Below are 24,071 nucleotides of genomic sequence, written 5' to 3'. Positions count from 1 at the left end.
CAACTACGCAACCTAGGCGAAGTTCCTGCTCGCCTGCCTGTACACCGCCGCGCACGCCCGGCCGCCCTCTCCATGGCCCGGCCTGAGGGGCCCGACCGTTTCGTGGGAGTGGTAGATGAGCGACCGGTGGGAGGGCCCGGGCGGTCAGGCCACGCGCAGCCGGACCGGCCGGGTGCCGGGCCAGCGGGAGGGCGAGGCGGGCGGAGTACCTCGGCCCGGCGGCCGGGCCGCGGCCCGGGCGGCGGCCCGCTCGCAAGGAGGCGGGCGGTCACGTCGCCGGGCCCGTCCGGTGCGGCGCGGCAGGCGGGTACTGAAGATCGTCGGGATGTGTCTGGCGCTCCTCGTCCTGGGCACGGCCGGGGTCGGCTGGTGGTTCTACCAGCACCTCAACGGCAACATCAACAGCGTCCCGCTCAACGGCAAGGGCGGTTCGGAGAAGGCCGACGCCTTCGGCCGTACCCCGATCAACATCCTGGTTATGGGCTCGGACGGCCGGACCAGCAAGGCGGACTGCAAGCTGGGCGGCGGCTGCTCGCAGACCGGTGTGCAGAGCGGAAACGGCAACGCGGACGTACAGATGGTGGTGCACATATCCGCGGACCGCTCCAACGCCACCGTCATGAGCATCCCCCGCGACACCATGGTCGACGTCCCCGCCTGCAAGGACAGCGGGAGCGGGCAGTCCACGTCCGGCTACTACGGCCAGATCAACAGCGCGCTGCGGTACGGCCCCGCATGCCAGGTGGCCACCATCCACCAGCTCACCGGCATCCCCATCGACCACTTCGTGAAGCTCGACTTCTCCGGCGTGGTCAAGATGTCCGACGCGGTCGGCGGTGTCTCCGTGTGCGTGAACAACAACGTGTACGACACCTACTCGCACCTGAAACTGTCCAGGGGGGACCACACCCTCAAGGGCGAGGCGGCCCTGGAGTTCGTCCGCTCCCGGCACGGCTTCGGGGACGGCAGCGACCTCGGCCGTACGGTCTCCCAGCACATCTTCCTCAGCGCGATGATCCGGAAGTTCAAGAGCGCGGGCACGCTCACCGACCCGACCGCGGTCTACGACCTCGCCGACGCCGCCACCAAGGCGCTCACCGTGGACGACGGCCTCGGCAGCGTCAAGAAGCTGATCGGGCTCGCGGCCGACGTGAACAAGGTCCCCACCAAGCGGATGACCTTCACCACGATGCAGACCGCCGCCGATCCGAACGACACCAACCGGGTGGTGGTGGGTGCGGGTGCCAAGGCCCTCTTCTCCAGCATCGCCGACGACGAGTCGCTGACCACCGGCTCCGGCAAGAAGTCCTCGGCGGCTGCCTCCGCGACGGCCACGGCCTCGGCGGTACCCGCTTCGGAGATCGCCGTGACCGTCGAGAACGGCACCGAGATCACCGGCCGCGCCTCCGAGGTCGCGAACGCGCTCACCGGCCAGGGCTTCAGTGCCGCCACGACCACCGCCAACGCGCCGAGCCCCGCGACGACCACCACCCTCACCTACGGGACCGGCCAGAAGGCCGAGGCCCAGACGGCCGCCAAGGCGCTCGGACTGCCCACCTCGCACCTCGATGAGGGCACCGGCACCGGTCTGACCCTGGTGATCGGCAGCGACTGGTCGAGCGGCACCACGTTTCCCGGTGGCTCGTCCTCGCCGGCGCCCGCCGACACCAGGGCCGCGGTCTCCAACGCCCACGCGCAGACCGCCGACGAGGCCAAGAAATGCGCCGAGGTCAGCCCCTACAAGACGGTCTCACTCAACGGGGTTCCGATGACACCGGCGCAGGCGTACGCGGCGGCGAGCAACAAGAAGGACTCCGACGAGTGAGGCGGTAGCCGGACCGCTGGTTGTACAGTTGCGCAAGCTGGCAACAATGAGCGTCGAGAAGGGACGTGCGGCATGCTGCGCAACGGACTGGAGCCCTGGCACCTGCTGATCGTGGCGATCATGATCATCCTGCTGTTCGGTTCGAAGAAGCTGCCCGAAGCCGCCCGCGGGCTCGGCAAGTCGATGCGCATCCTCAAGAGCGAGGCCAAGGCCATGAAAGAGGACGGCACCGCGCAGAGCACCGCCACCCCGGCCGAGCCCGTCCCGGCCGAGCCCGTCCCGGCCGAGCCCGTCCCGGCCGAGCCCGCCCGGCCCGCGCCCGCGGAGACCACGGCAGCGCATCGGACGGCCGAGGGCGACCAGGCCCACTGACGCCCGTAGGCCGTTCCGTTTCAGTGAGTTGACGGCGACCACGGCGACCCGCCGCTGAACTCGCCCCCTGCGCTGGGAGACCCCAACAGCGTCGCCGTAAGCTCCCGCCCATGAGTGAGGCAGACGAGGGCCCCGGCAGACGAGTCGTCGACGGGCGCTTCGAGTTGGAGGCCCGCCTCGGCGGCGGGGGGATGGGCACGGTCTGGCGCGCCAGGGACCTGGTGCTGCACAGGATGGTCGCGGTCAAGGAGGTCCGCCCGCCCGACCGGGACCTCGCCGAGTACGACCCCGACGGTGCGCGGATGCTGCGCGAGCGGGTGCTGCGCGAGGCACGGGCCCTGGCCCGGATCGATCATCCGAACGTCGTCACGATCCACCACATAGTCGACGGCGGCGAGGGCACCTACCCGTGGATCGTCATGGAGTTTGTCGGCGGCGGCTCGCTCGCCGACCGGCTCTCCCATGGGCCGATGCCGCCGGCCGAGGCGGCGCGGATCGGCCGGGGCGTGCTGGCCGCGCTGGCCGCCGCGCACGACGCCGGCATCCAGCACCGGGACGTCAAACCCGCCAACGTCCTGCTGAGGTCCGACGGGCGCCCCGTCCTCACCGACTTCGGCATCGCCGCGATCCGCGAGACGACCAGCCTCACCGCGACCGGCTCCATCATCGGCACACCCGACTTCATGGCACCGGAACGGATCTCGGGCCACGAGGGCGGCTCCGCCTCCGACCTGTGGTCGCTCGCGATGATGCTGTACACCGCCCTGGAGGGCCACCATCCGCTGCGCCGCGGCAGCACCCTCGCCACCCTCGCCGCCGTCCTCAACGAGGACGTGCCGCCGCCGGTGCGGGCCGGTGCCCTGAGCGACGTACTCATGAGTGTGCTCGTACGGGATCCGGCGGCGCGGCCGTCGTCCGCCGTGCTGGACCGACGGCTGGCCGGGATCGAGTCGGGGTGGACCGGTCCGGTGACCGCGTGGCACCAGCCCACCTCCTCCCCGCTGAACCCGCCCGCCGCTACGGCCCCTTCGCATCCTGGGCCCTTCGCCCCGCCCACCGCTCCCCTCGCCGGCGCCCCCGCGGGGTTCGGGCCGCCCCCCGGCCCCGGTCAGCCGGTGACCTCGCCTGTCCGGGCGGGCCGTAGGAACCGGCGCGGACCGGGCGTTCTGCTCGGCGTCTCGGGGACCTCGCTCGCGGGCGCGCTGGTCCTGATGTGGTGGCTGCTGCCCTTCGGAGGCGACTCGGGCGGTTCGGGCGGCACGGCGGACACCGGCGCCTCGTCCTCCGCCATCGCGGCACCGGCGCCGACCGGCTCCCCGACAGCAGCCCCGGCGGCTCAGCAGTCGAAGGACACCACGACCACGACCCTGCTCACCCCCGGCGGCATCCGCACCGCCATCAAGGCGTTGAAGCAGGAGAGCGGCCGGGACAGGTTCGGCGACTTCACCGTCTACGACGACTTCGTGTCGGCCGAGATGATGGTCGACGGCAGTGACAGCAAGTACGACACCTACACCTACCGCGCGGGGCGGGGCGTGGAGAAGGGCATCATCAAGGGCACGCTGTCCGGCGGTGACCAGCCCTTCCGCCTTGACGGCTTCGACTGGGACAAGGTGCCCACGCTCCTCGAAGAGGCCCGGAAAAAGCTCAACGTCGACCATCCGCAAACCCGTTACGTGGTGGTGAGAGAGCCCAACGACACCTTCGACACACCCCTCGGCATGGCCGTCTACCTGAGCAACGAGTACAACCAGTCCGGCTATCTGGAGGCGAACACCAAGGGCGAGGTGACCCGCGTGATGCCCGCGGACGACTGAGGGGCCTTTCCGACGCCGACGTGCCGCGACGGCTTTTCTCAGAGGCGGATGACGACGAGAGCGGTGTCGTCGGCGTTGCCGGTGGGTGGGAGGAGCTCCGTCAGGAGTGCGTCGGCCAGCTCGTCGGGCCCGGCGTGGCGGTGGCGGGTGAGCGCGTCGGTGAGGCGGGCCAGGCCGGTGTCGATGTCCTCGGTGCGGCGCTCGATCAGCCCGTCGGTGTAGAGGACCAGCGTGGCGCCCTCGTCGAAGGGCGAGGTGGCCTCGGGACGGGTGGCGTGTTCGGGGCTGGCTCCCAGCGGCGGGTCGGTGGCCCGGTCCAGGAAGGACACCGTGCCGTCGGGGTGCAGCAGGGCGGGTGGGAGGTGGCCCGCGCTGCTGTAGGTGAGCGTGTGGTCGTCCCAGTCGATGAAGGCCGTCGCCGCCGTGGTCGACTCGGCGCCGTCCACGGAGCGGGCGTACAGCCCGAGGGCCTCCAGAGCCCGGGCAGGACCGTCGGCGACGCGGGTGGCGGCGCTCAGCGCGCTGCGCAGCTGGCCCATCACGCAGGCGGCCGCCAGACCGTGACCCACGACGTCACCGACGGCGACGGCGAGGCGGTCGCCCGGCAGGTCGACGAGGTCGTACCAGTCACCGCACACATTGAGGGCGCCGACGGCGGGCCGGTAGCGGACGGCCGCCTGATGGTGGTCCAGGGGTCTGGGGGCGGGCAGCAGGGCCTCCTGAAGGGCCAGGGCGACCTCGCGTTCGCGGGCGTGGGCCTGGCGCAGGCGGTCGTTCACCTCCTGGAGTTCCCGGGCCCGGGTGTACAGCTCGGCCTCCAGGACGCGTGCCCGGCTGTCGCCGCCCGGTCCGCCGCGGGCGCGGATGAGTTCGGTGACCTCCTCCACCCGGTGGACGACCAGTGTCACCTTGCCGTCGGCGCCGAGGACGGGGGCGTTGACGGGGCTCCAGAAGTGCTCCTGCCAGTGGCCGGGCCGCTGGGGGTCCTCGATGTCGTAGCGCACGACCGCCATGGTGTCGCGCTCGCCCGTGGCCACCGCGCGCAGCATCGACTCCCGTGTCTCCCGCATCCCGGCCGCGGCCGCGTCGTGGGGGTTCTCGGGGAAGACGTCGAAGATGTAGCGGCCCAGCAGTTGCTCACGGGCGCGACCGGCCAGGCGTGCGAAGTCGTCGTTGACGTCGACGTACACCAGTTCGGGCGTCAGCAGCGCCACCATGCCGGGCAGGGCCCGGAATACCGCCGCGTAGTCGATCTGCGGTGTCCTCATGTGCAGCCTGCCTCGACACGAGCCATCATGATGTGATTTTCCACGATAGAGGGGAACGGCCCGACCGCTCGACAGCTACGGTCGTCACGCGACAGTGAACGGCTTGCCTCGGATTCGTCGTGGGCGCGGCCCTCCGGCCGATCGCCCGAGTCCCGGAAGGACCACTCGCATGCGTTACGCAGTCCTCGGAACCGGCATCGTCGGCCGGACGATAGCCGACAAGCTCGCCTCCCTCGGCCACGACGTCGTCATCGGTACCCGCGATCCGGGAGCCACCCTCGCACGTACCGATCCCGACGGCATGGGCAATCCGCCGTTCGCCCGCTGGCACGCCGACCACGGCCAGGTGCGCCTGGAGACCTTCGAGGCGGCCGCGGCCTTCGGTGAGACAGTCGTCAACACCACCGCCGGCGAGCAGAGCCTCCATGCCCTCCGGGCGGCGGGCGCACCCAACCTGAGCGGCAAGATCCTCATCGATGTCGCCAACCCGCTGGACCACTCCGCCGGGATGCCGCTGACGCTGGACCCGGTCAACACCGACAGCCTCGGCGAACGCATTCAGCGTGCCTTTCCCGAGGCCAAGGTCGTCAAGACCCTCAACACCATGAACTGCTTCGTCATGGTGGAGCCGGCCCGGGTGGCGGGGGAGCACACGGTGTTCGTCAGCGGCGACGACACCGGCGCGAAGAAGGCCGTCACCGCGCTGCTGGGCTCCTTCGGCTGGCCCGAATCGAACGTCATCGACCTGGGCGACATCACCTCCGCCCGCGGCGTGGAGATGCTCCTGCCGATCTGGCTCCGCCTGTACGGCACGCTCGGCCACGGCGACTTCAACTTCCACGTCCAGGGGGCCCGGCCGGGCGGCTGAGCCGGGGTGCACGCATCCGGCGCGAGTCCTTCAGAAGGGCTCAGCCACACCGCGATCTCGGATCACCGTTTCGTACGGGCAGGAGGAGGGGCCATGAGCGAGCACTCCATCGATCTGCGGGAGGCGGTCCGCCGACGGTACGCGGCGGCAGCCGTCCAGGTCGCCGAGGGCGCCGGTGCCTGCTGCGGGCCCGAGCCGGTCGAGGTCGACGAGAACTTCGGCTCGACCCTGTACGGCGCGGACGAGCGCGACACGCTGCCCGCCGAGGCCGTCGCCGCCTCCCTCGGCTGCGGCAACCCGACCGCCGTGGCCGAACTGCGTGCGGGCGAGCGGGTCCTCGACCTCGGCTCCGGCGGGGGCATCGACGTCCTGCTCTCCGCCCGCCGGGTAGGACCCACGGGCACGGCGTACGGGCTGGACATGACGGAGGAGATGCTCGCCCTCGCGCTGGCCAACGCGGCGAAGGCGGGCGCCACCAACGTGGAGTTCCTCAAGGGCACCATCGAGGCGATCCCCCTGCCCGCGAACACGGTCGACGTCGTCATCTCCAACTGTGTGATCAACCTGTCGGTCGACAAGCCCGCCGTCTTCGCGGAGACCTTCCGTGTCCTCAGGCCCGGCGGCCGCATCGGCGTCTCCGACGTCGTCGCCGACGACGCCCTCACCGCCGAGCAGCGGGCGCGACGCGGGGACCACGTCGGCTGCATCGCCGGCGCCCTGTCCTTCGCCGAGTACCGCGCGGGCCTGGAGGCCGCCGGCTTCACCGGCATCGAGATCGTGCCCACCCACCAGGTCGCCGACGGCATGCACTCCGCCATCGTCCGCGCCGCCAAGCCCGCCGTCGGCCCGGACATCACCGTCGGCGAGGCCAGGGGCGAGCACTGACCACACCTCCGCGCAAGCGGCTCACGGACGGCGGGGCCCCATGTCGCGGGGGCAGACCATGAACGGCGCGGCCGCGCCGCCTCACCGTTCGACGAAGAACGCGAGGTGGTCCGGAGCCGGGCGCAGCAGGCCGTCGCGGACCGCGAGAGCCGTGGCCTCGGCGCGGGAGGCGGCGCCCGTCTTGCGGAGCAGATGCTCTATGTGGCTGTGCACCGTCCGGGGCGAGAGGAACAGGGCCTGCGCGATGGCCTGATTGGTCTGGCCGGTCGCGGCCCGGGTGAGCACCTCCAGTTCACGGGGACTGAGCCCGTACGGCAGTTCGGTGGGCGTCTCGTGCACCAGCACCGCGTCCGCCGGGAGGGCCGCGTCCGGTCGGCGGCGGTGGAGGGTGACCCGGTACCAGACGCCTTCGACCGGCCACAGCAGCCGCAGGCGGTGGCCGCCCGTGCCGGCGAAGGCGAGGAGCAGGTCCTGGAAATCCGCGTCCCCCAGTACCCGGGCGCGCTCGCGACCGGGCAGGTCGAGCGTCGCGTCGGCGGTCACGAGGCCGGCCGCCCCCCGTTCCGGCAGGCCGTGCGCGTCACCGGCGCGGGCCACGGGATCGGCCAGCGCCGCCAGGGCCGGGATGACGCAGGCGAGCAGATGGCGCGCCTCGATGTCGTAGGCGCCGGCGCTCTCGGTGCTCAGGTGGACCAGGCCGACGAGCCGGTCGTGGTGCCGCAGCGCTCCCGTGATCCCGTCGCGGAAACCCGCCGGGCGGACCCGCTCGGCGTAGAACCAGCCCTGGCGGAACCGGGGACCGAACTCCTCCGGATCCTCGGCGTCCTCGGAGATGGACGGCGGCAGTTCCCGCCCCACGACATTGCGGTACCACGGCGTCGTGACGAACTCGGCGGCCAGGGCGTCGGAGATCTCGGCGGTGTAGCCGATGCCCGCGACCTGGACGTGCGCTCCGCTGCGCGGGTCGATCGCGAGCAGGGTCGCGGCGTCCAGCGGCAGAGCGCGGGCGAGTTCGCGCAGCGCCTGGTCACAGGCGGAAGCGGTGTCGCGTTCGCGGGTGAGCATGCCGATACGGGTGGCCGCCGCGATCTGGTGGTGGCTGAGCATGCGCGCCTCCGGGGGAGCGGCTCAGGGCGGGAAAGTCGTTTGGGGTCCAACGATTTAGTGTCCCACGATAGGGATGCGGGCGGCTCCGGGCAAGACGTGCACCGCGCCGGGCCCGACGTGGTGCACCGCGTCGGGCGGGACGCACACCGCTGCGCGGCGGCCCGCTGCCGTACGACTGGCCGGGTCGGTATTTGTACGGATGGTGGAGCGGGGCGCCCGGGGCTTTCCTGTTCGGCACAGCCGGACGCCCGCAGTGAGCGGGCCCGCCCCTCGGAGAGCCCCGCCATGACGACACGCCGGTCCGCCACGATCCCCACGGCCTCGCGCAGACAGTTCCTCGCCTACTCGGGTGCCGCCGTCGCGGCCACCGCGCTCACCGCGGCCGGCTGTTCGGCCCCGGCCGCGTCGACCTCGACGGACCCTTCGGGCCCGGCCTCGACAGGCGCCCGCCTGAGGAGGATCGGCCTGGACTACCCGTTCACCCAGCTTCCGCTGTACAGCACGCTCGTCAAGCTCTCCACCGCCGCCGCGAAGAAGCACGGCGTCTCCCTGCTGACCACCAACGACGGGGCGAACGCCGACACCCAGGCCACCAACCTCACCACCTGGGTGGCCCGCGAGGTGCCCGCGATCGTGTCGTTCCCCATGGTCTTCGAAGCCACCGAGGCGACCGCGAAGGCGGCCCTCGACGCCGGTCTGATCTGGGTGACGTACGGCGGCACGCTGGAGCATCAGAGCGCCGACATCCATTTCAGCTTCCGCAGGAGCGGCACCCTGCTCGGTGAGGCGGCGGCCAAGTGGGCCGAGGAGCGGCTCGGAGGGAAGGGCAAGGTCGCCTTCCTCACCGACAGCACCATCGAACTGGGCCGCGAGCGCACCAAGGGCATGATCGACGCGTTCACCGAGCTCGCGCCCGGAGTGGACGTGGTCGCCCGGGAGCAGGCCATCGACCCCGACACCGGACTGGCCAAGGCCCACGCGATCCTCGCCAGACACCCGGACCTCAACATCGTCCTCGGCGTCACGGACGCCGCGGCCTACGGCGGATACAAGGCGCTCCAACAGGCGGGCCGGAAGAAGGACGACGCGAAGACCTTCGTCGGCGGCCAGGACGGCGCCGTGCCCTCCCTGCTGGCCATCAAGCAGGGCACCTTCTACCGGGCCTCGGCCGCCCTGGCGCCGCACGACATCGCGAACGCCGTGGTCGACGTGCCGCGAGCGGTCGCCGCGGGCAAGGCCAACCCCAGCGCGCAGGTGCCGATCTCCCTGGTCGGCCCGGACGACACCGCGGCGATCGACGCCTTGCTCGCCCAGAACTCCTGAGAGGCCGCCATGACACCGGTGAACCTGCGCATCCGCGGACTGAGCAAGTCCTTCGGCGGGGTGCGGGCCCTGGACGGCGTGGACCTGACCGTGCCGATGGGCCAGGTCCACGCCTTGCTCGGCCACAACGGCGCCGGCAAGTCCACTCTCATCAAATGCCTCGGCGGCGCCTTCCCTCCGGACGCGGGCACGATCGAGGTCGGCGGGACGTCGTACACCCGGCTGAGCCCGCGCGAGTCGATCGACGCCGGCGTGGCCGTCATCTTCCAGACGCTGAGCGTGGTCGACGCGCTCACCGTGACGGAGAACATCTTCCTCGGCCAGGAGTGGACGCGGTACGGCCGTATCGACCGGCGCGCGCAGGAGGAGGTGGCCGCAGGTCTGCTGGAGCGGGTCGAGGCGTCCTGCTCCCCGCGTGACCGAGTGGGCGAACTGCCCATGGGGCAGCGGCAGTTGGTGGAGATCGCCAAGGCGCTCAGCCGCAGTGCCGCCGTCCTCGTCCTGGACGAGCCGACGGCGGCCCTGTCCAGCGCGGAGAGCGACGCGCTGGCCGAACGTGTCGAGGACCTGCGCACACAGGGGCTCGCCATCGTCTACGTCACCCACCTGCTGTCGGAGGTCGAGCGGCTCGCGGACGCGGTGACCGTGCTGCGGGACGGACGGGTGACCCATCACTCGGTGGGGGAGGGACACACACGGCGGCGACTGGTCGAGGCGATCGCCGGCCGGCCCGCCCATGAGCCTCCGCAGCGGCCACACGCGTCCGTACTTCCCCCCGGCCCGCCCCGGCTCACCGTCGACGGCCTGCGCGGCCCCGGCTTCGGGCCGGTGAGCCTCACCGTCCGCGAAGGCGAACGTGTCGGTCTGTTCGGACTCATCGGCTCCGGTCGTACCCGCGTCCTGGAGACGCTCTACGGCGGACGCCGTGCCGTCGGCGGGACGGTCCGCGTCGGCGATCGCACCGTGACCCCGGCCCGGCCCGCCGACGCACTCGCCGCCGGGATCGCGCTCGTGCCGGCCGACCGGCGCCGCCAGGGGCTGTTCCCGGTGCTCGGCGCGCAGGACAACGCGCTGCTGCCCTCCGTACGGCCCCTCGCCCGGGCCGGGATACGCGCCCTGGGCACCGAGCGCCGGGTGTTCGGGGCGCTCGCCGCGGCGGTGGGGCTGCGACCGGCCCGGCCCCGGCTGCCCGCCGCCGCGTTCTCGGGCGGCAACCAGCAGAAGCTCGTCCTCGGCCGATGGATCAACGAAGCCCGGCAGGTGGACGTCCTGCTGCTGGACGAACCCACCCAGGGTGTCGACGTGGGCGCCCGTCGGGAGATCTACGAGGTGGTGTCCGCGCTGGCGGCCGACCGGGGCACGGCCGTGCTGTTCGCGTCGAGCGACCCCGAGGAGGTCGTCGCCCTCGCGGACCGCTGCCTGATCGTCGCCGAGGGCCGGATCGTCGGGGAGCTGTCCGGCGCCGAACTCACCGAAGGGGCCCTGCTGTCGGCGATCCACGACCCGGAGACGGGCCGGACGGACCGCAGCGGCGACACCGACGCGGACATCCCACCGACCGCCTCCGGCCCCCATCCGGTTTCCGGCCCCGCCGGCACTCCCGCCGCGGCTCCCGGCACCGACGAGGGTGCTCCGGCCCCGACCGGCCGTACCAGCGACGCCACCGCTCCGGACACCCGTACCCGTACCGACGCAGTCTCCGCTCCCGACGCCCGTACCGCCCCCGCCGCCCCCGCCGAAGGAACAGCATGACCACCGCCGACTCCGTCCTCCACCGCCCCCGCCTGCTGGCCTCGGGCGGGCTGACCACCCTGCGGCGCCAGCCGCTGATCGTCGTGCTCACCGCGATGGTGCTGGTCTTCCAGCTGTCCACGGGCAGCTTTTTCGACCCGGCGAACCTGCGTGGCATCGCCACCGACGCCGCCACCCTGGCCATCGTGGCGGTGCCGTCCGCGCTGCTGGTCATCAGCGGGTACCTCGACCTGTCGGTCGGCTCCACCCTCGCCCTCGGCGGGCTGGTCGGGGGATGGCTCGCCGGGCACGGACACTCGCCCGTCGTCGCCGTCGTGGGCGCGCTGGCCGCGGGAGCCGTGGTGGGCGCGGTGAACGGTCTCCTGTGCTGCTACTTCGGTCTGTCGGCGTTCATCGTCACGCTGGGCATGCTGACCGCCGTACGGGGGCTGGCCCAGCAGCTCTTCCCGCTGCCGCTGAGCGGCTTCGGGACCGGATTCGCCTGGCTGGGCGGGGCGCGGATCGCGGGCGTCGCCGCACCGGTCGTCGTCGCCGCGCTGGTGCTGGTGGCCGGCGCGCTGTTCCTCGCGCTCACTCCCGCGGGGCGGCACGTCTTCGCCATCGGCGTCAACCGGGAGGCCGCCCACCTCTCCGGCGTCGACGTCCGCCGTACTCCCTTCGCCCTGTTCGTGATCACGGGCGTCGCGGCGGCCCTGGCCGGGGCGATCAAGGCGTCGGTGCTGGACAGCGTGGTCGCCGGGACCTCGGGCAGCGGGTTCGAACTGGCCGTGCTCACCGCCGTACTGGTGGGCGGGGTCGCGCTCACCGGAGGTTCCGGCTCGATTCTCGGCGTGCTGCTCGGCGTGCTGTTCCTGGGCTGCCTCCAGAACGGCCTGACACTGCTGGACGTGCCCGCCTTCTGGCAGCAGATGGCCCAGGGCAGCGCCCTCGTGGCGGGCGCGGCACTGGCGTACTTCGCGCCCCGCAGCGCCCGTTGACCGCCCCCATCCCCTTCTGCCTCCGAGACCGACCCAGACTCCCATCCCGATCTCGATCCCGATTCCGATTCCGAAAGAGGCATCCATGCGCGGATCCGCGCCCACGCTCATCCTGACCGGCGGTCAGGTCCTCACCGTCGACCGGGCCTTCACGGTCGTCGAGGGCGTCGCCGTACGGGGCGGGGACATCGTCGCCACGGGCAGCGACGCCGAGATGCGTGCCCTGGCCGGCCCCGGCACCCGGGTCGTCGAACTCGGCGGCCGGACCGTCCTGCCCGGACTCAACGACTCGCATCTGCACGGTGCCGCCTACGGCATGACCAAGCCGCCCTTCGCCATCGACGTCGGCCACCCCGCCGTGGGCTCGATCGCCGACATCGCGGCCGCCGTGCAAGACGCAGCGGGGGCGGCACACGCGGGGGAGTGGATCATCGGTCTGGGCTGGGATCCCGGCTACCTCGCCGAATGCCTGGCCGACCCGCGCCGCTTCCCGCACCGCCGCGACCTGGACGCGGTCGCCCCGCACCACCCGGTGTGCCTCACGGACTTCTCCTCGCACATGGTGTGGGCCAACAGCGAGGCCCTGCGCCGATGCGGCATCGACGCGGGCAGCACACCCCCGCCCGGTGGCGTCATCGACCGCGACGCCGACACGCAGCCCACCGGCATCCTGCGCGAGGCGGCCCAGGGGCTCCTCCAGGCCGGCCTCCCCGCCCCGACGATCGCCCAACGCCGCCACGCCATCCAGGGCGTGGTCCGCGAACTGCACGCACGCGGCATCACCAGCTACACCGAGCCCGGCCTCGGCCCCGGCGGTACCGGAACCCTCTTCGGCGGCCTGAGCACCGACAACTGGACCGCGTACACCGACCTCGTCGCGGCGGGCGAACTCCACGCGCGGGTCAGCGTGTTGCTGCTGCCCGCCCCCATGGGCGGCTCCGCCGACGACCTGCGCAAGGGCCTCGAGGAACTGCGTCGCCCGGCCTCGGCGGACCCGCGCCGACTCAACGCCATCGGAGTCAAGATCTTCGCCGACGGCGTGCCGCCGAACCGTACGGCCTGGATGAACGAGCCCTACCCGGAGGGCGGCCACGGCGCCCTGTGCGTGCACGGCGACACCCCCGCGCTCCAGGTGGAGGAACTGCGCGAGATGATCGCCGTCGCGCACCGGGCCGGATTCCAGCTCGGTGTGCACGTCACCGGCGACCGGGCCATCGACACGGTGGTGGAGGCCTTCGTCGCCGCGAACACCGCCGCGCCCCGCCCGGACGCCCGGCACTACGTCATCCACGGTGACTTCATCGGCGCCGGCAGCCTGGCGGAACTGGCCGCGCACGGCTACGGCGTCAACATGAACCCGGCCATCAAGTGGACCATCTCCGACCTGATGGACGAGGTCGTGGGCCCGGAACGCTCCGCCTACCAGTGGCCGGTACGGACCGCGGTCGAGGCCGGCGTCCGCGTGTGCGCGAGCTCCGACGCACCGATCACCGAGCCCGACTGGCGCCAGGGCGTCGCCGCGATGATGCTGCGCGAGTCCAAGGCCAGCGGCCGCACGAGCGGTCCCGAGCAGCGCGTGACGCTCGCCGAGGCGCTGCGCGCCTACACCGCCACTCCCGCCTGGCAGGACTTCGCCGACGACTGGAAGGGCACCGTCGAGCCCGGCAAGGCGGCCGACCTGTGCGTCCTGGACCGCCGGCTCCTGGACCTCGACCCGCACGAGATCACCGACGTACAGGTCGACCTCACCGTCTTCGACGGCGCCGTCGTCCACGAACGCTGAACCCGAACTCGTAGAACAGGAGCCACAGTTGGCATCCCCTCCCCGCATGTTGCTCGTCCTCAGCGAGAACTGGACCCTGACCGGCGGCCGGGCCGATCTGCCGACGGCCGTGCGCTGGGCCCGTGAGGCGGAGGACGCCGGCTTCGACGCGGTCATGGTCAGCGAACACGTCGTCCTCGGCCCCGACGCGGCCGCCGCCGGCATCATGGGCAACCCCCGCGACTACGCGCTCCCCGGCAACCAGGACCCCTTCACCCCCTGGCCCCACTCTCTCCTCCTGCTCGCGGCCATCGCCTCGGTCACCTCACACCTGCGTCTCGCCGCCGCGGCCGTCCTCGCACCCCTGCGGCACCCCCTGCTGCTCGCCCGCGAACTCGGCACGCTCGACCTGATCAGCGAGGGACGCCTGGTCGTCCAGCCCACGGTCAGCTGGAGCAGGGACGAGTACGACGCGCTCGGCGTGCCGTTCCGCCGACGCGGGCGGCTCCTCGACGAGCACCTGCGGGTCTGGGCCAAGGCATGGGGACCGTCACCGATCTCCCACGACAGCGAGCACTACCCGTTCCGGGACGTGTACTTCGAGCCCAAGGCCTACCGCCCGGAAGGCCCGAGGCTGTGGTTCGGCGGGCAACGGCTGCACGGACCCGTCCTGCGCCGACTCGTCGAGCACGGCCACGGCTTCCACCCGCTCGGCCGTCCGACCCCGGAGGACCTGCGCGCGCTGAAGGAGGCGATGGCCGCGGCCGGCCGGGACGCCGGAGACCTGGAGATGATCGGCGGCACCGCCGCCGTCTTCCCCGACGACCGCTCCCCGGCCGACCTCGGCGCGGCCCTCGCCTCGATACCGGAACAGCTGGAACAGGGCTTCACCACGTTCTGCGTCAAACCGAACCAGTTCATCGACGATCCGGACGGCGTCGGGGCGTTCTGCCGCGAGGTGATGCGGCGGGTGGGCGGGGCGGGGGAGCGCTGAGGCGGGTTTCGGTTCGCGGCGATGACTTGCGGCGGGCGGGGAGTTTCTCGACACCGGCTCCCTCAACCGGCGGCCGGACGCACCGAGTCCCGGATCACGAGCTGCGTGCTCAGCACCACGTGGTTGTCGGACGCGAACCCCACCTCGCGTTCCAGAGCGAGGCGTACGGCGGTGCGGCCCAGTTCCTCGTACGGAACCCGGACCGTGGTCAGGGCCGGGGTCAGATCGGCGGCGAACGGGACGTCGTCGAAGCCGACCACGGAGACCTCGTCCGGGACGCTCAGGCCGGCCTCGCGCAGGGCGGCCAGCGCCCCCAGAGCCACCACGTCGGACCCCGCGAACACCGCGGTGAACCCGACCCCCGTGCGCAGCGCCTCCCGGGTACGCAGATAACCCGACGCCCGGGTGTAGTCCCCGTTCGTGTCCAACTCCTCTGCGTACGGCGTGCCGTGGGCGCGCAGCGCGTCCCGGTAGCCGAGGCGCCGCTCCTCCGCGCTGCTGAAGCCCGGCGCACCACTGAGGAACAGGACCCGCCGATGACCGGCGGCGAGCAGGTGGGCGGTGGCCTGGAAGGCGCCGCCGCGGTTGTCGTAGTCCACGACGGTGGCCGGCACGCCCGCGGGCAGGGGCGGTCTGCCGCACAGCACCAGCCGGGAGCCCGCGGAGTCCAGCGCCTTGGCGTAGCCGGCCATACGGCGGTGATAGGCGTCGTCGGTCACGGTGCCGCCGACGAGAAGGACCGCCGCCGCGTGCTGTTCCCGCATCAGCTGGACCAGGTCGTCCTCCCGCTTGATGTCGTCCTTGGTCGAGCAGACCAGGCTGAGGCGGCCCCGGCTGCCGGCCTCCTCCTCCACGCCCGCCGCCACGTGGGCGAGGGAGGGGCCGGTGATGTCCCGCAGGACGAGGGCGACGGGTCCGGCGACCCGGCCGGAGAGTGCCTTGGCGTGCACGTTCACGACGTAGTGGAGGGAGTCGACGGCGGCCATGACCCGCTCCCTGGTCTCCGCGGACACCGGGTAGTTGCCCGCCAGCGTCCGGGAAACGGTTGCTACGGACACCCCTGCCGTCGCGGCGACGTCGCGAATGGTGCTGGGCCTGTCGGCCGGCCTCCTCTTCCGCTTCGCCCGCTTCGCTCCCTGGGCGCCGGATGGGCCTTCTTCCTCGTCCGTCACGGTTCCGACGTTACTGCACGGGCTCGCGCCTGTGAGTCCGGTCAGGCAGAGCACCCCAGGGAGATCAGAAAACGTTTACGACGAACTTCACGACGAATTCCCTGATGGAGAAGGACACGGAGGCGGCGAACGGGGCCGCCGCCTCCGTGCTCTGTCCCTCGGTCAGCTCGGCTTCAGGACGACCGCCTGGCCGCCCGCCGGGGCCATGGCAATGCTCAGGGTGCTCTCCGAGGTGACGGACTGGGAACTGACCACGACCGGGGTCTGATAGGGAGCGGCACCGGGGGTGCCGTCGGCGTACACGGTCGCCGTGTACGTGCCGCCGCCCAGGAACGACAGCGGGACCGACAGCGTCCGGGACGTCTCGTCGGTCATGGCGCCGAGGTACCAGGTGTCGCCGCTCCGGCGCGCGACCGCCACGAACTCGCCGATCGACCCGGCCAGGGTCCGGCTCTCGTCCCAGCTCGTGGGGACGGAGTTGAACCAGGGCAGTCCCGGCCAGTTCGCCGGGTTGGTGTACTTGGACGGCTTGTCGTACCAGAAGAGGAAGTTGAGTGGCTGGTAGTACACCGCGGCCATCGCCATCTGGTGGGCGTTGGTCGTCTTGTCCCGTGACTGGCCGTAGCAGATGGTGTAGTCCATCGGGCCGCCGATGTTGCGGGCGAAGGGGAGCGTCACGTTGTGGGTGGCGGTCGGGAACTGCTCGTTGCCCCTGACGCCCTCTAGGCTGATCCAGTTGGGGTAGGTGCGCTCGTAGCCGAACGGCCGTACGTCGTCGTGCATGTCGATCAGCAGCCGGTATCTGGCGGCCGTCTTGGCCCAGTCGGTGATCTGGTCCGTCATCGTCTGCGTGCCGTCGTTGATGAAGCCGAGCTTGATGCCCTGCACGCCCCAGCTCTTGTAGAGGCCGAAGAGGGAGTCCGCGTCGGTCAGCGCGAGCCGGTTGACGTAGAGGAAGACACCGATGCCCTTGCCCGTGGCGTACGAGATGACGGACGGGAGGTCGATGGCGGCGATGGGCCTGGTCGCGTCGGTGGTGGTGAACTCGGGACCGTACCAGCCGGCGTCGTACTCGATGTACTGCAGGCCCCGGGCCACGGCGAAGTCGACGCCCGCGAGGCCGGCGGCGGTGCTGAGTTCGCAGCGGAAGACCTTGCCCGGCTTGATCCATGAGGTGTCGGCGAGAGCGTTGGGCGGGGCCAGGTTGAGTATCAGCTCGGCGTTGTCGACCAGTTCGGCATGGGTGGAACCGATCACCAGCGCGCGCCACGGCGTGGCGAAGGGGGTCGTGACCGTGCTGGTCGGCTCGACCGGGCCGGTGCCGCGGGCGGTGTGCTCCATCAGGAACGCGGACAGGGTGCCCGGCTGCCCGTCGGTCGAACGGAGCATCAGGCGCGGGAAGTCGAGCCGGGCCGACTCGCAGACGCAGGCGATGAGCCCGTCCGTGAGGGTGGCGGTGAGCGGCAGGTCGGTGAGGGGGCCGTTGTCCGTGCTTGAGGTGCCCGTGACCGGGATGGAGCCCGGCGGCACCGGGACGTAGGCGTCCTCGTCGCGGGCGCTGTAGACGGTGGTGTCGTCGGGGAAGGCGAACGTGGTCAGTTCGTCGGAGACGGTTGCGGTGCCCTCGTCGAGCAGGAGGTAGCGCAGCGCGACACCGGTCCGGTAGGCGCGGATCTGGACGCCGAAGCGGACGCCCGAGGCGCTGTCCCGCAGGGTCCAGCGCTGTTCCTGGTAGTGGTCGGTCACGGTGGCGTTGCGGCCGTACACCGGGTTCCAGGTGGTGCGGGCGGTCCCGTGCTGGTTCCGGGTCACCGTCACGTCGTTGCCGAGGACGGTCCCGTCGCCCAGTTCGAGGCCCAGGACAGAGGTGTCGACGACCGTCCTGCCGCGGTGGTCGACGGACCACCGGAGCGCTCCGTTCACCACCGACATCGTGATGGAGTTGCCGCCCATGCGTGCGGTCGCGCAGAGCGGGCGGCTTGCCGCGGCCGTTTCGTCAGCGGCGTGGGCCGGCTGCGCCACGGTCTCCGCCGCGGCCAGAGCGACGGTGACGGCCGAGCCCTTGAGCACCCACCGACGCGACAGCGCCCCTCGGGTGCCGGCTCTGTCCCGCGCGGGCTCTTCCCGGTCCTCTGTGCTTCTCATGGTGGGCGCGGCCTCTCCGTCGGGTAAACGTTTTCTACTGGAGAACGTTGTACGTGGCCGGGGAACTCGGGTCAAGACCTGCGGAAGGCCCATCGGGGGCCCGCGACGGCGAGCGGGACCGGGCGGGCCTCCCCGGAATGCCTAGCCCTTCCGCATGCGGACGGCGACGAAGAACGGCGTCTGCTGCGTCTTGAGGTAGCGGCCCTCGTCGACGCGGCGGGCGGCCTCCGTGGCCCGTGGCTCCACGAACCGCTCCAGGGCGAACCCGGCGTCGAGGAGTTCGCCCAGGAAGGTCTGCATCGTCATGCGGCGGTGGGAGTTGGTGGTGCCGCTGTCCCCGAACCGCGTCTCGACACGGTCCTCGTCGAAGTAGGAGCCGCCGTGCCAGACCCAGTCGGCGGTCGGGTGGACCGTGGAGACCAGCAGGGTTCCGCCGGGGCGCAGGGCGCGGTGCACTTCGGCCAGCAGTTGCCGGCGGGCCTCCAGGTGATGGTGGACCAGCGCCATGACCACCAGGTCGAAGGAGTCGTCGGACAGGAAGCCGAGGGGTTCCTCCAGGTCGTGGTGGTGCAGGGTGACGGCGTCGTCGTCGCCGACGCGATCACGGGCATGGCGCAACAGTGTCACGCTGCCCTCGACGCCGACCACCTCGTTCGCACCCCGTGCCCGCAGTTCGGTGATGTAGTGCCCGGCGCCGCAGCCGACGTCGAGGGCGCGAAGCCCGGTGACGTCACCGGCCAGGGCGAACATGGCGGGCCGGTCGGTGTGGGCGTTGTAGGGGCCGTCGGTCGCGTTGTCGGCGAAGTAGTCGCCGAGGGCGCCCTCGTAGGCGGTGTTGATGCGCATCTCGGCATGCTGCCAGTGGGTTCAGGCGGGGACAACGGCGATGGGTGGGGGAGCGGTGCCTGGTCGGCGGCGGTGTCGTGTGGGGCGTGGGTCGCGCCGTGTCGGCGGAGTTGTCGTCGCAAGTGCTCTCGTGGGTGTGTGGGTGCGCATCCCGGCGTGCCGGCAGTGGGCTCAGGCGGGGACAGCGGTCGTCGGCCGGGGGTTCCGGGTTCAGGCGGGGACGGCGGTCGTCGTCCGGGGGTCCCGGTCCCCGGCCAGTCGCAGTGTCGCGAGGGCCGCGAGTCCCGCCGTGACCCCGAAGGTGAGGGCGGCCGGGACGCCTGTGCCGAGGGGCGAGAACATGTGCACGGGGCCCCATACGGCGGCGGTGTCGTCGATCGCCATGTGCAGGACCTGGCTCGTGAGCAGTCCCAGCACGGTCGCGCAGACCGCGCCCGCCGCCATCGCCGGCGCGGTGGTCCGGGTGAGCAGGCCGGGCAGCAGCCGCAGCGACCACCACACCACGGCCAGCAGGAGCACGTCGGCGGCCCGGTACAGCAGCCACTGGCCGAGAGCCGTGGTCGCCGGGCCGGTCCAGGCGCCGAGCAGGAGCCATTGGCGCAGCAGGTCACCGGGCTCGGACAGCAGGCCCGCGCCGCTGAAGGACGTCTGGATCCAGGCCGCCACCGACTGGTACGACAGAACCACCACCGACAGCGCGACCACCGCCGTTCCGACGCTCGCGGACAGGCGGGCGACGCGCGGTGGCACCTCGCGCCGGGGCAGTGGGTCCGCGCCCTTGGCGGTGGCCCGTGCCACGAGCACCGTGAGCAGGGCCGTCACAAGGCCCGCGAACACGGCGACCGGCCCGCTCGACGCGATCACCCCCGCGAGCTGCGGCAGCACCCGGTAGCTGCCGTGCCCCCGGGACGCGATCAGCCAGGGCGCGGAGACCGTCACGGCCAAGGTCGCGGCCACGGGGGCCCAGGCCCACAGTGCGAGCAGTGTGGCCGGCGTACGGCCTCGCGTCGGCGGGATCCTGCGGAGCAGCAGCAGTGCGCCGGCCAGGAAGAACGCGAAGAGGGCCACGAATCTGATCTGCATCGCGGTGGCGTACAGATCGGCGTACCGGGTGCTTCCACCCAGGTCCGTGCCGCCCGTGTCGGCGGACCCGCCGGACGGCAGGGCCACCGAGGAGTCGTAGGACCAGGGCATGAGCCAGCGCCGGAGTTCGTTCACGGAGTCCACGTCGAACACGCTCGTGCTGCCGCGCAGTTGCAGCGCCTGTGCGCTCGCTCCCGCCCACCACAGCAACAGGGTGATCAGCAGGCCGCCGACCAGGGCCGGTATCACCGCGCGCCGATATGTCATGTGTCTCTTCCCCCGCCTTGACCCGTGTCCGTGAGTGTTCGAACAGAGGAAGAGTAGGGCGTGATGATCACGTGCGGCATGCGCGGGTGGGTTCAGTTTTGGCGCTCTCCGGCGCGGGCCAGTCCGGTCTCGTAGGCGATGACGACGAGTTGGGCCCTGTCGCGGGCGCCGAGTTTGGCCATGGCGCGGTTGGCGTGGGTCTTGACGGTGACGGGGGTGACGAAGAGGCGTTCGGCGATCTCGTCGTTGGAGAGGCCCGTTGCCACCTGATGACGTGGCTGAGCAGCATCGCCGCGACCGCGGAGGTGCCGACGCCGACTATGGCCGTGACGATCGGCAGCACAGCCACCCAGACCGCGCGGAAGACGAACAGCAGCACGACGAAGGCGAGGGCGATGCCCATGGCGTCGGCGACCGCGTTCGGCTCGGGGTTGACGGTGAACGCCTGCCCGTTCAGCGCGATGTGCAGAGCACCCGACTCCGGAGCGGTCGCGAGTTGCTCGACGTGCTCGATCTGGGCGTCGCTCACGTCCTGCTCGAAGGCGACCGTGGCGTAGGCCTTCCTGCCGTCCTCGCTCACCTGAGCCGATCCGGCCGCGGTGTACGGGCTGGTCACGGAGGCGACACCGGGGGCTTCGGAGATCTGCCCCGGAACAGCGTTCATCGTCCGCTCGGTGACCGGCCCGGTGACCTTGGCGCCGTCCGCCTGCCAGACGACTCTGCCGCTCTTGCCCGCAGCGCTGTCGGAAGCCTGCCGCAGCAGGGCCGAAGCCTTGGCCGAGTCGGTGTTCTGCGAGGTCGGGCTGTTGCCGAAGGCGCTGCCGGCCGCTCCGACTCCGGCCCCGAGGGCGAGCAACAGGCCCACCCAGGCCAGGACGACGGCGAGCCGGTGCCGGTGGCACCAGCGGGCGAGAGGGACATCGACGAACCTTTCGAGGGGTGCACCACGGGAGCGGGCCGGCCCTTCCCGGCCCACCCTCACGCTCGCAGTCCCGCGCTCTCCCGTCGTTGGCCGTGCGTAGACACTTGGCTCTACTGCGCTCGCAGTGGACGAGCGGGCGACGAGCCCTGGGAGACGGTCCGTACGAGCTGTTCGACCCGGGAGTGGACGTGCTCCACGTGGTGCTCGGACTCCGGTTTCATCAGGACGCTGCGCAGGACGCGCGCGCCCTCGGCATCCGCGGCGATCTTCGGATGGCGTGCGGTGAACGCCTCGCGGTCGGCCCTGAGGGTGCTCAGGAACACCGGATCGGCACTGTCCATGCCGTCCGCCAAAACCTGGGCCGAGGCCGCGTCGACCCCGCTCAGCCTGGCCGGTTCGACCTGCGGGAAGTAGCTGACGATGTCCAACTCGGGCTCCTGGTACAGCTCCAGCAGATCGGAGGCGGTGATCAGGTCGGACCAGCGCAGGGCGGCGCGGCGGCCTGCGGCCAGTACGCGGCCGAGGCCGGCGGGGGTCGGCGGCAGGAGGCGGAAGGTGAGCCACAGGGCGGCGGCCGAGGCACCGGCCCGGGAGCACTCCAGGCTGATCTCGCCGAGGTGGAGCTCGCTGGAGGTGAAGTAGGTGTAGGGCGAGTCATGGAGATAGAAGCGGCCCACCTCCGGGTCGCGGAAGAGGACGGCACCGCAGCCGTAGGGCTGGAGACCGTGCTTGTGCGGGTCGATGACCACGGAGTCGCACCGGGCGATGGCCCGCCAGGGTTCCGCGGGAATCCCCTCGGGGCCGTGGGCGCCGGCGAGCAAGGTGAAGAACCCGCCGTAGGCGGCGTCGACATGGAGCCGGACGCCGTAGCGCTCCCGCAGGGCCAGGGCCTGGTGGACGGGGTCGACGGCGCCCAGGCCGGTGGTGCCGGTGGTGAGCACCACCGTGCCCACCTCGCCGCCGCGCAGGATGTCCTCCAGGGCGTCGAGGTCCATCCGGCCGCGGTCGTCGGTGGGCACCGGGTGGCCCTTCATGCCGAGGACGTGGCACATCCGGCCGTGGGTGTAGTGGGCGTCGGCGCTGTAGGCGACTCCCTGGCCGGGGTGCAGTTCCCGGGCGACGAACAGGGCTTCCAGGTTGGCGATCGTGCCGCTGGTCGTGAGATGGCCGAGGTGTGTCTCGTATCCGAACATCGTGGCGAGCTGCGCGACGACCTCGCGCTCCATCCGCGCGGTGGCGGGACCGCCGTCCAGGGCGTGGTTGTTCGGGTTGATCAGCATGGCGGTGAGGTAGCCGACCACGGCCGCCGGGTGCGGCGGCTTGAGCATCTGCCCCGCGTAGTGCGGGTGGAAGAAGGGGTAGTTCTCGCCCAGCCGTCCCGTGAACTCGTGGAAGGCGGCCGCGAAGCGGTCGTCGTCGACATGGAGTGAGGCGTGCGGCTGAAAGGGGCCGAAGCCGTCGGCCCACTCCTGTATCGCCTCGGTGGCTCGGCCCAGCCAGTGCTGCAGGTCCATGGGACTTCCCTTCTGCGACTCTCCGTCGGGAGCCGAGCATAGGACTTCGTTGACTACTCAGCAATTGACTGCTCAGTAATTGAGAAATCGGTAGGTGACGCAGCAGTAAACTGTCGCGGCAGGTGCGGAGGACCTACGGCAGGAGAGGGCGCTCAGACCATGGATGTCACGACCGGGCGGGGCGAGGAGGCCGCCCGTGCGGCGAACAGCCCCCGTGTGCACGACTTCGGGCTGCTGATCAAGGCCGCCACCCGACTGGAACAGCGGATCGACACTGCCTTGCGGCGCGAGTGCGGGATCGGGCACACGATGTTCGAGGTCCTCATCCGGCTCTGCCGACAGCCCGGGGAAGAGGTCTCACAGCGCGAGCTCGCCGACGACCTCACGCTGACCAGCAGCGGTGTCACCCGGCTGATCGACCGCATGGAAGAGGCCGGTCTCGTGGTCCGCGCGCCGTCGCCCGAGGATCGCAGGAGCGTCCTGGTGGAGCCGACCGATCACGGCCGCACCGTTTTCCTCCAGGCCGTGGCCGTCCATTCGCAGGTCGTCGAGCGGTACTTCGTCGTGCCGCTGGCCGGTGACGACTACCCGCGGCTGACCAGTGCACTGGGTGAGATCCACAAGGCGCTGCGCGAGGGGTGAGAATCCCGGGCCGCTGCCCCGGAGGCGACCCGCCCCGACAGTCGCTCGCATGCTCCCGTCAGGCGGGTCACCGTCGCCTGACCGACGACGAAGGCAGAGAAGTTGACCACGCAGACTCACCCCGTCGACCACGAACTCGTCCAGGCGGCGGCGCATGTCGCCCGCACGCGTTGCCGAGGCGACAACCACACCATGGCGGCCGCGGCCCGTGCCCGGGACGGCCGGATCATCACCGCCGTGAACGCCTACCACTTCACCGGAGGCCCCTGCGCCGAACTCGTCCTCATCGGTGCGGCGGCCGCCCAGGGCGCCTACGAGCTGGACACGATCGCCGCCGTGGGAGACCGCGACCGCGGGGTCGTTCCTCCGTGCGGCCGCTGCCGCCAGGTCCTGCTCGACTACTTCCCCGACCTCAAGGTCATCGTCGGCTCGGACGCCCGCACCCGGACCGTGCGCATCACCGACCTGCTGCCCGAGAGCTACGTCTGGGCCGACCACCAGCTCGACGCCGACTGAAACAAGCCGGCCGT

General features: G+C 71.7%; 19 protein-coding genes and 2 pseudogenes. 12 read left to right on the top strand and 9 right to left on the bottom strand.

Annotated elements, in window-relative coordinates:
- The first annotated feature begins 115 nt into the window (after positions 1-115).
- From ABZT02_RS01260 to ABZT02_RS01250, 3 genes are all read left to right on the top strand, one after another.
- Positions 116-1,825: an LCP family protein gene (locus ABZT02_RS01260; protein WP_356012971.1), complete on the top strand. Its 1,710-nt coding sequence runs from the start codon at positions 116-118 to the stop codon at positions 1,823-1,825.
- 72 nt (positions 1,826-1,897) lie between these two features.
- Positions 1,898-2,197, top strand: a complete 300-nt coding sequence (gene tatA, locus ABZT02_RS01255; protein ID WP_356012970.1) for a Sec-independent protein translocase subunit TatA — start codon at positions 1,898-1,900, stop codon at positions 2,195-2,197.
- A 110-nt stretch (positions 2,198-2,307) separates the two neighbouring features.
- The gene (locus ABZT02_RS01250) at positions 2,308-4,014 is read left to right on the top strand and encodes a serine/threonine-protein kinase (protein ID WP_356012968.1); all 1,707 of its coding nucleotides are present in this window, start codon (positions 2,308-2,310) and stop codon (positions 4,012-4,014) included.
- A 38-nt stretch (positions 4,015-4,052) separates the two neighbouring features.
- On the opposite strand, the gene ABZT02_RS01245 is transcribed toward ABZT02_RS01250, so the two are convergent.
- Positions 4,053-5,282: a SpoIIE family protein phosphatase gene (locus ABZT02_RS01245; RefSeq protein WP_356012966.1), complete on the bottom strand. Its 1,230-nt coding sequence runs from the start codon at positions 5,280-5,282 to the stop codon at positions 4,053-4,055.
- A gap of 169 nt (positions 5,283-5,451) precedes the next feature.
- On the opposite strand from ABZT02_RS01245, the gene ABZT02_RS01240 reads away from it, so the two are divergent.
- Both ABZT02_RS01240 and arsM read left to right on the top strand, forming a co-directional pair.
- On the top strand, positions 5,452-6,150 hold the full coding sequence (locus tag ABZT02_RS01240) for an NAD(P)-binding domain-containing protein (protein WP_356012965.1): 699 nt from the start codon (positions 5,452-5,454) through the stop codon (positions 6,148-6,150).
- A gap of 93 nt (positions 6,151-6,243) precedes the next feature.
- Positions 6,244-7,035, top strand: coding sequence for an arsenite methyltransferase (arsM, locus tag ABZT02_RS01235; protein WP_356012963.1), 792 nt, complete (start codon positions 6,244-6,246; stop codon positions 7,033-7,035).
- Between the two features lie 81 nt (positions 7,036-7,116).
- Here the strand turns inward: arsM and ABZT02_RS01230 are convergent, their stop codons facing one another.
- Positions 7,117-8,142: a LuxR family transcriptional regulator gene (locus ABZT02_RS01230; RefSeq protein WP_356012961.1), complete on the bottom strand. Its 1,026-nt coding sequence runs from the start codon at positions 8,140-8,142 to the stop codon at positions 7,117-7,119.
- Positions 8,143-8,427: 285 nt separating this feature from the next.
- Here ABZT02_RS01230 and ABZT02_RS01225 point away from each other — a divergent pair, with 285 nt between their 5' ends.
- The 5 genes from ABZT02_RS01225 (at position 8,428) to ABZT02_RS01205 (ending at position 14,950) form a co-directional block, all read left to right on the top strand.
- Positions 8,428-9,465, top strand: a complete 1,038-nt coding sequence (locus ABZT02_RS01225) for a sugar ABC transporter substrate-binding protein (RefSeq protein WP_356012959.1) — start codon at positions 8,428-8,430, stop codon at positions 9,463-9,465.
- A 9-nt stretch (positions 9,466-9,474) separates the two neighbouring features.
- Positions 9,475-11,217 (top strand): sugar ABC transporter ATP-binding protein, encoded by a 1,743-nt coding sequence (locus tag ABZT02_RS01220; RefSeq protein WP_356012957.1) that lies wholly within the window; start codon positions 9,475-9,477, stop codon positions 11,215-11,217.
- Positions 11,214-12,194 (top strand): ABC transporter permease, encoded by a 981-nt coding sequence (locus ABZT02_RS01215; protein ID WP_356012955.1) that lies wholly within the window; start codon positions 11,214-11,216, stop codon positions 12,192-12,194. Before ABZT02_RS01220 ends, ABZT02_RS01215 begins: the two co-directional genes overlap by 4 nt.
- A gap of 85 nt (positions 12,195-12,279) precedes the next feature.
- Complete coding sequence (locus ABZT02_RS01210; RefSeq protein ID WP_356012953.1) at positions 12,280-13,977, top strand: amidohydrolase; 1,698 nt, start codon at positions 12,280-12,282, stop codon at positions 13,975-13,977.
- Between the two features lie 46 nt (positions 13,978-14,023).
- Entirely contained in the window at positions 14,024-14,950 is a 927-nt protein-coding gene (locus ABZT02_RS01205; protein WP_356012951.1) for a TIGR03619 family F420-dependent LLM class oxidoreductase, read from the top strand.
- 62 nt (positions 14,951-15,012) lie between these two features.
- On the opposite strand, the gene ABZT02_RS01200 is transcribed toward ABZT02_RS01205, so the two are convergent.
- The 7 genes and pseudogenes from ABZT02_RS01200 to ABZT02_RS01170 form a co-directional block, all read right to left on the bottom strand.
- The gene (locus ABZT02_RS01200; RefSeq protein WP_356013658.1) at positions 15,013-16,035 is read right to left on the bottom strand and encodes a LacI family DNA-binding transcriptional regulator; all 1,023 of its coding nucleotides are present in this window, start codon (positions 16,033-16,035) and stop codon (positions 15,013-15,015) included.
- 249 nt (positions 16,036-16,284) lie between these two features.
- Positions 16,285-18,267, bottom strand: a complete 1,983-nt coding sequence (locus ABZT02_RS01195) for a glycoside hydrolase family 97 catalytic domain-containing protein (protein ID WP_356012950.1) — start codon at positions 18,265-18,267, stop codon at positions 16,285-16,287.
- Positions 18,268-18,408: 141 nt separating this feature from the next.
- Positions 18,409-19,113 (bottom strand): class I SAM-dependent methyltransferase, encoded by a 705-nt coding sequence (locus tag ABZT02_RS01190; RefSeq protein ID WP_356012948.1) that lies wholly within the window; start codon positions 19,111-19,113, stop codon positions 18,409-18,411.
- 210 nt (positions 19,114-19,323) lie between these two features.
- Entirely contained in the window at positions 19,324-20,463 is a 1,140-nt protein-coding gene (locus ABZT02_RS01185; RefSeq protein ID WP_356012946.1) for a hypothetical protein, read from the bottom strand.
- Between the two features lie 92 nt (positions 20,464-20,555).
- Positions 20,556-20,729: pseudogene (locus tag ABZT02_RS01180) on the bottom strand (helix-turn-helix transcriptional regulator); the annotation flags it as partial.
- A gap of 17 nt (positions 20,730-20,746) precedes the next feature.
- Positions 20,747-21,328, bottom strand: a pseudogene (locus tag ABZT02_RS01175) (MMPL family transporter); the annotation flags it as partial.
- A 167-nt stretch (positions 21,329-21,495) separates the two neighbouring features.
- A complete protein-coding gene (locus ABZT02_RS01170) occupies positions 21,496-22,899 on the bottom strand; it encodes an aminotransferase class I/II-fold pyridoxal phosphate-dependent enzyme (RefSeq protein ID WP_356012944.1) in 1,404 nt (467 codons plus the stop codon).
- Positions 22,900-23,058: 159 nt separating this feature from the next.
- Between ABZT02_RS01170 and ABZT02_RS01165 the strand changes: the two genes are divergently transcribed.
- Complete coding sequence (locus ABZT02_RS01165; RefSeq protein WP_356012942.1) at positions 23,059-23,541, top strand: MarR family transcriptional regulator; 483 nt, start codon at positions 23,059-23,061, stop codon at positions 23,539-23,541.
- A gap of 102 nt (positions 23,542-23,643) precedes the next feature.
- The gene (locus ABZT02_RS01160) at positions 23,644-24,057 is read left to right on the top strand and encodes a cytidine deaminase (protein ID WP_356012940.1); all 414 of its coding nucleotides are present in this window, start codon (positions 23,644-23,646) and stop codon (positions 24,055-24,057) included.
- The last annotated feature ends 14 nt before the right edge of the window (positions 24,058-24,071 follow it).

It is taken from the genome of Streptomyces sp. NPDC005402 (assembly GCF_040606575.1).
In the GTDB taxonomy this organism is placed as follows: Bacteria; Actinomycetota; Actinomycetes; order Streptomycetales; family Streptomycetaceae; genus Streptomyces.
The sequence above is the reverse complement of the archived record's forward strand: the minus strand, read 5'-3'. Positions and strand labels throughout refer to the sequence as shown.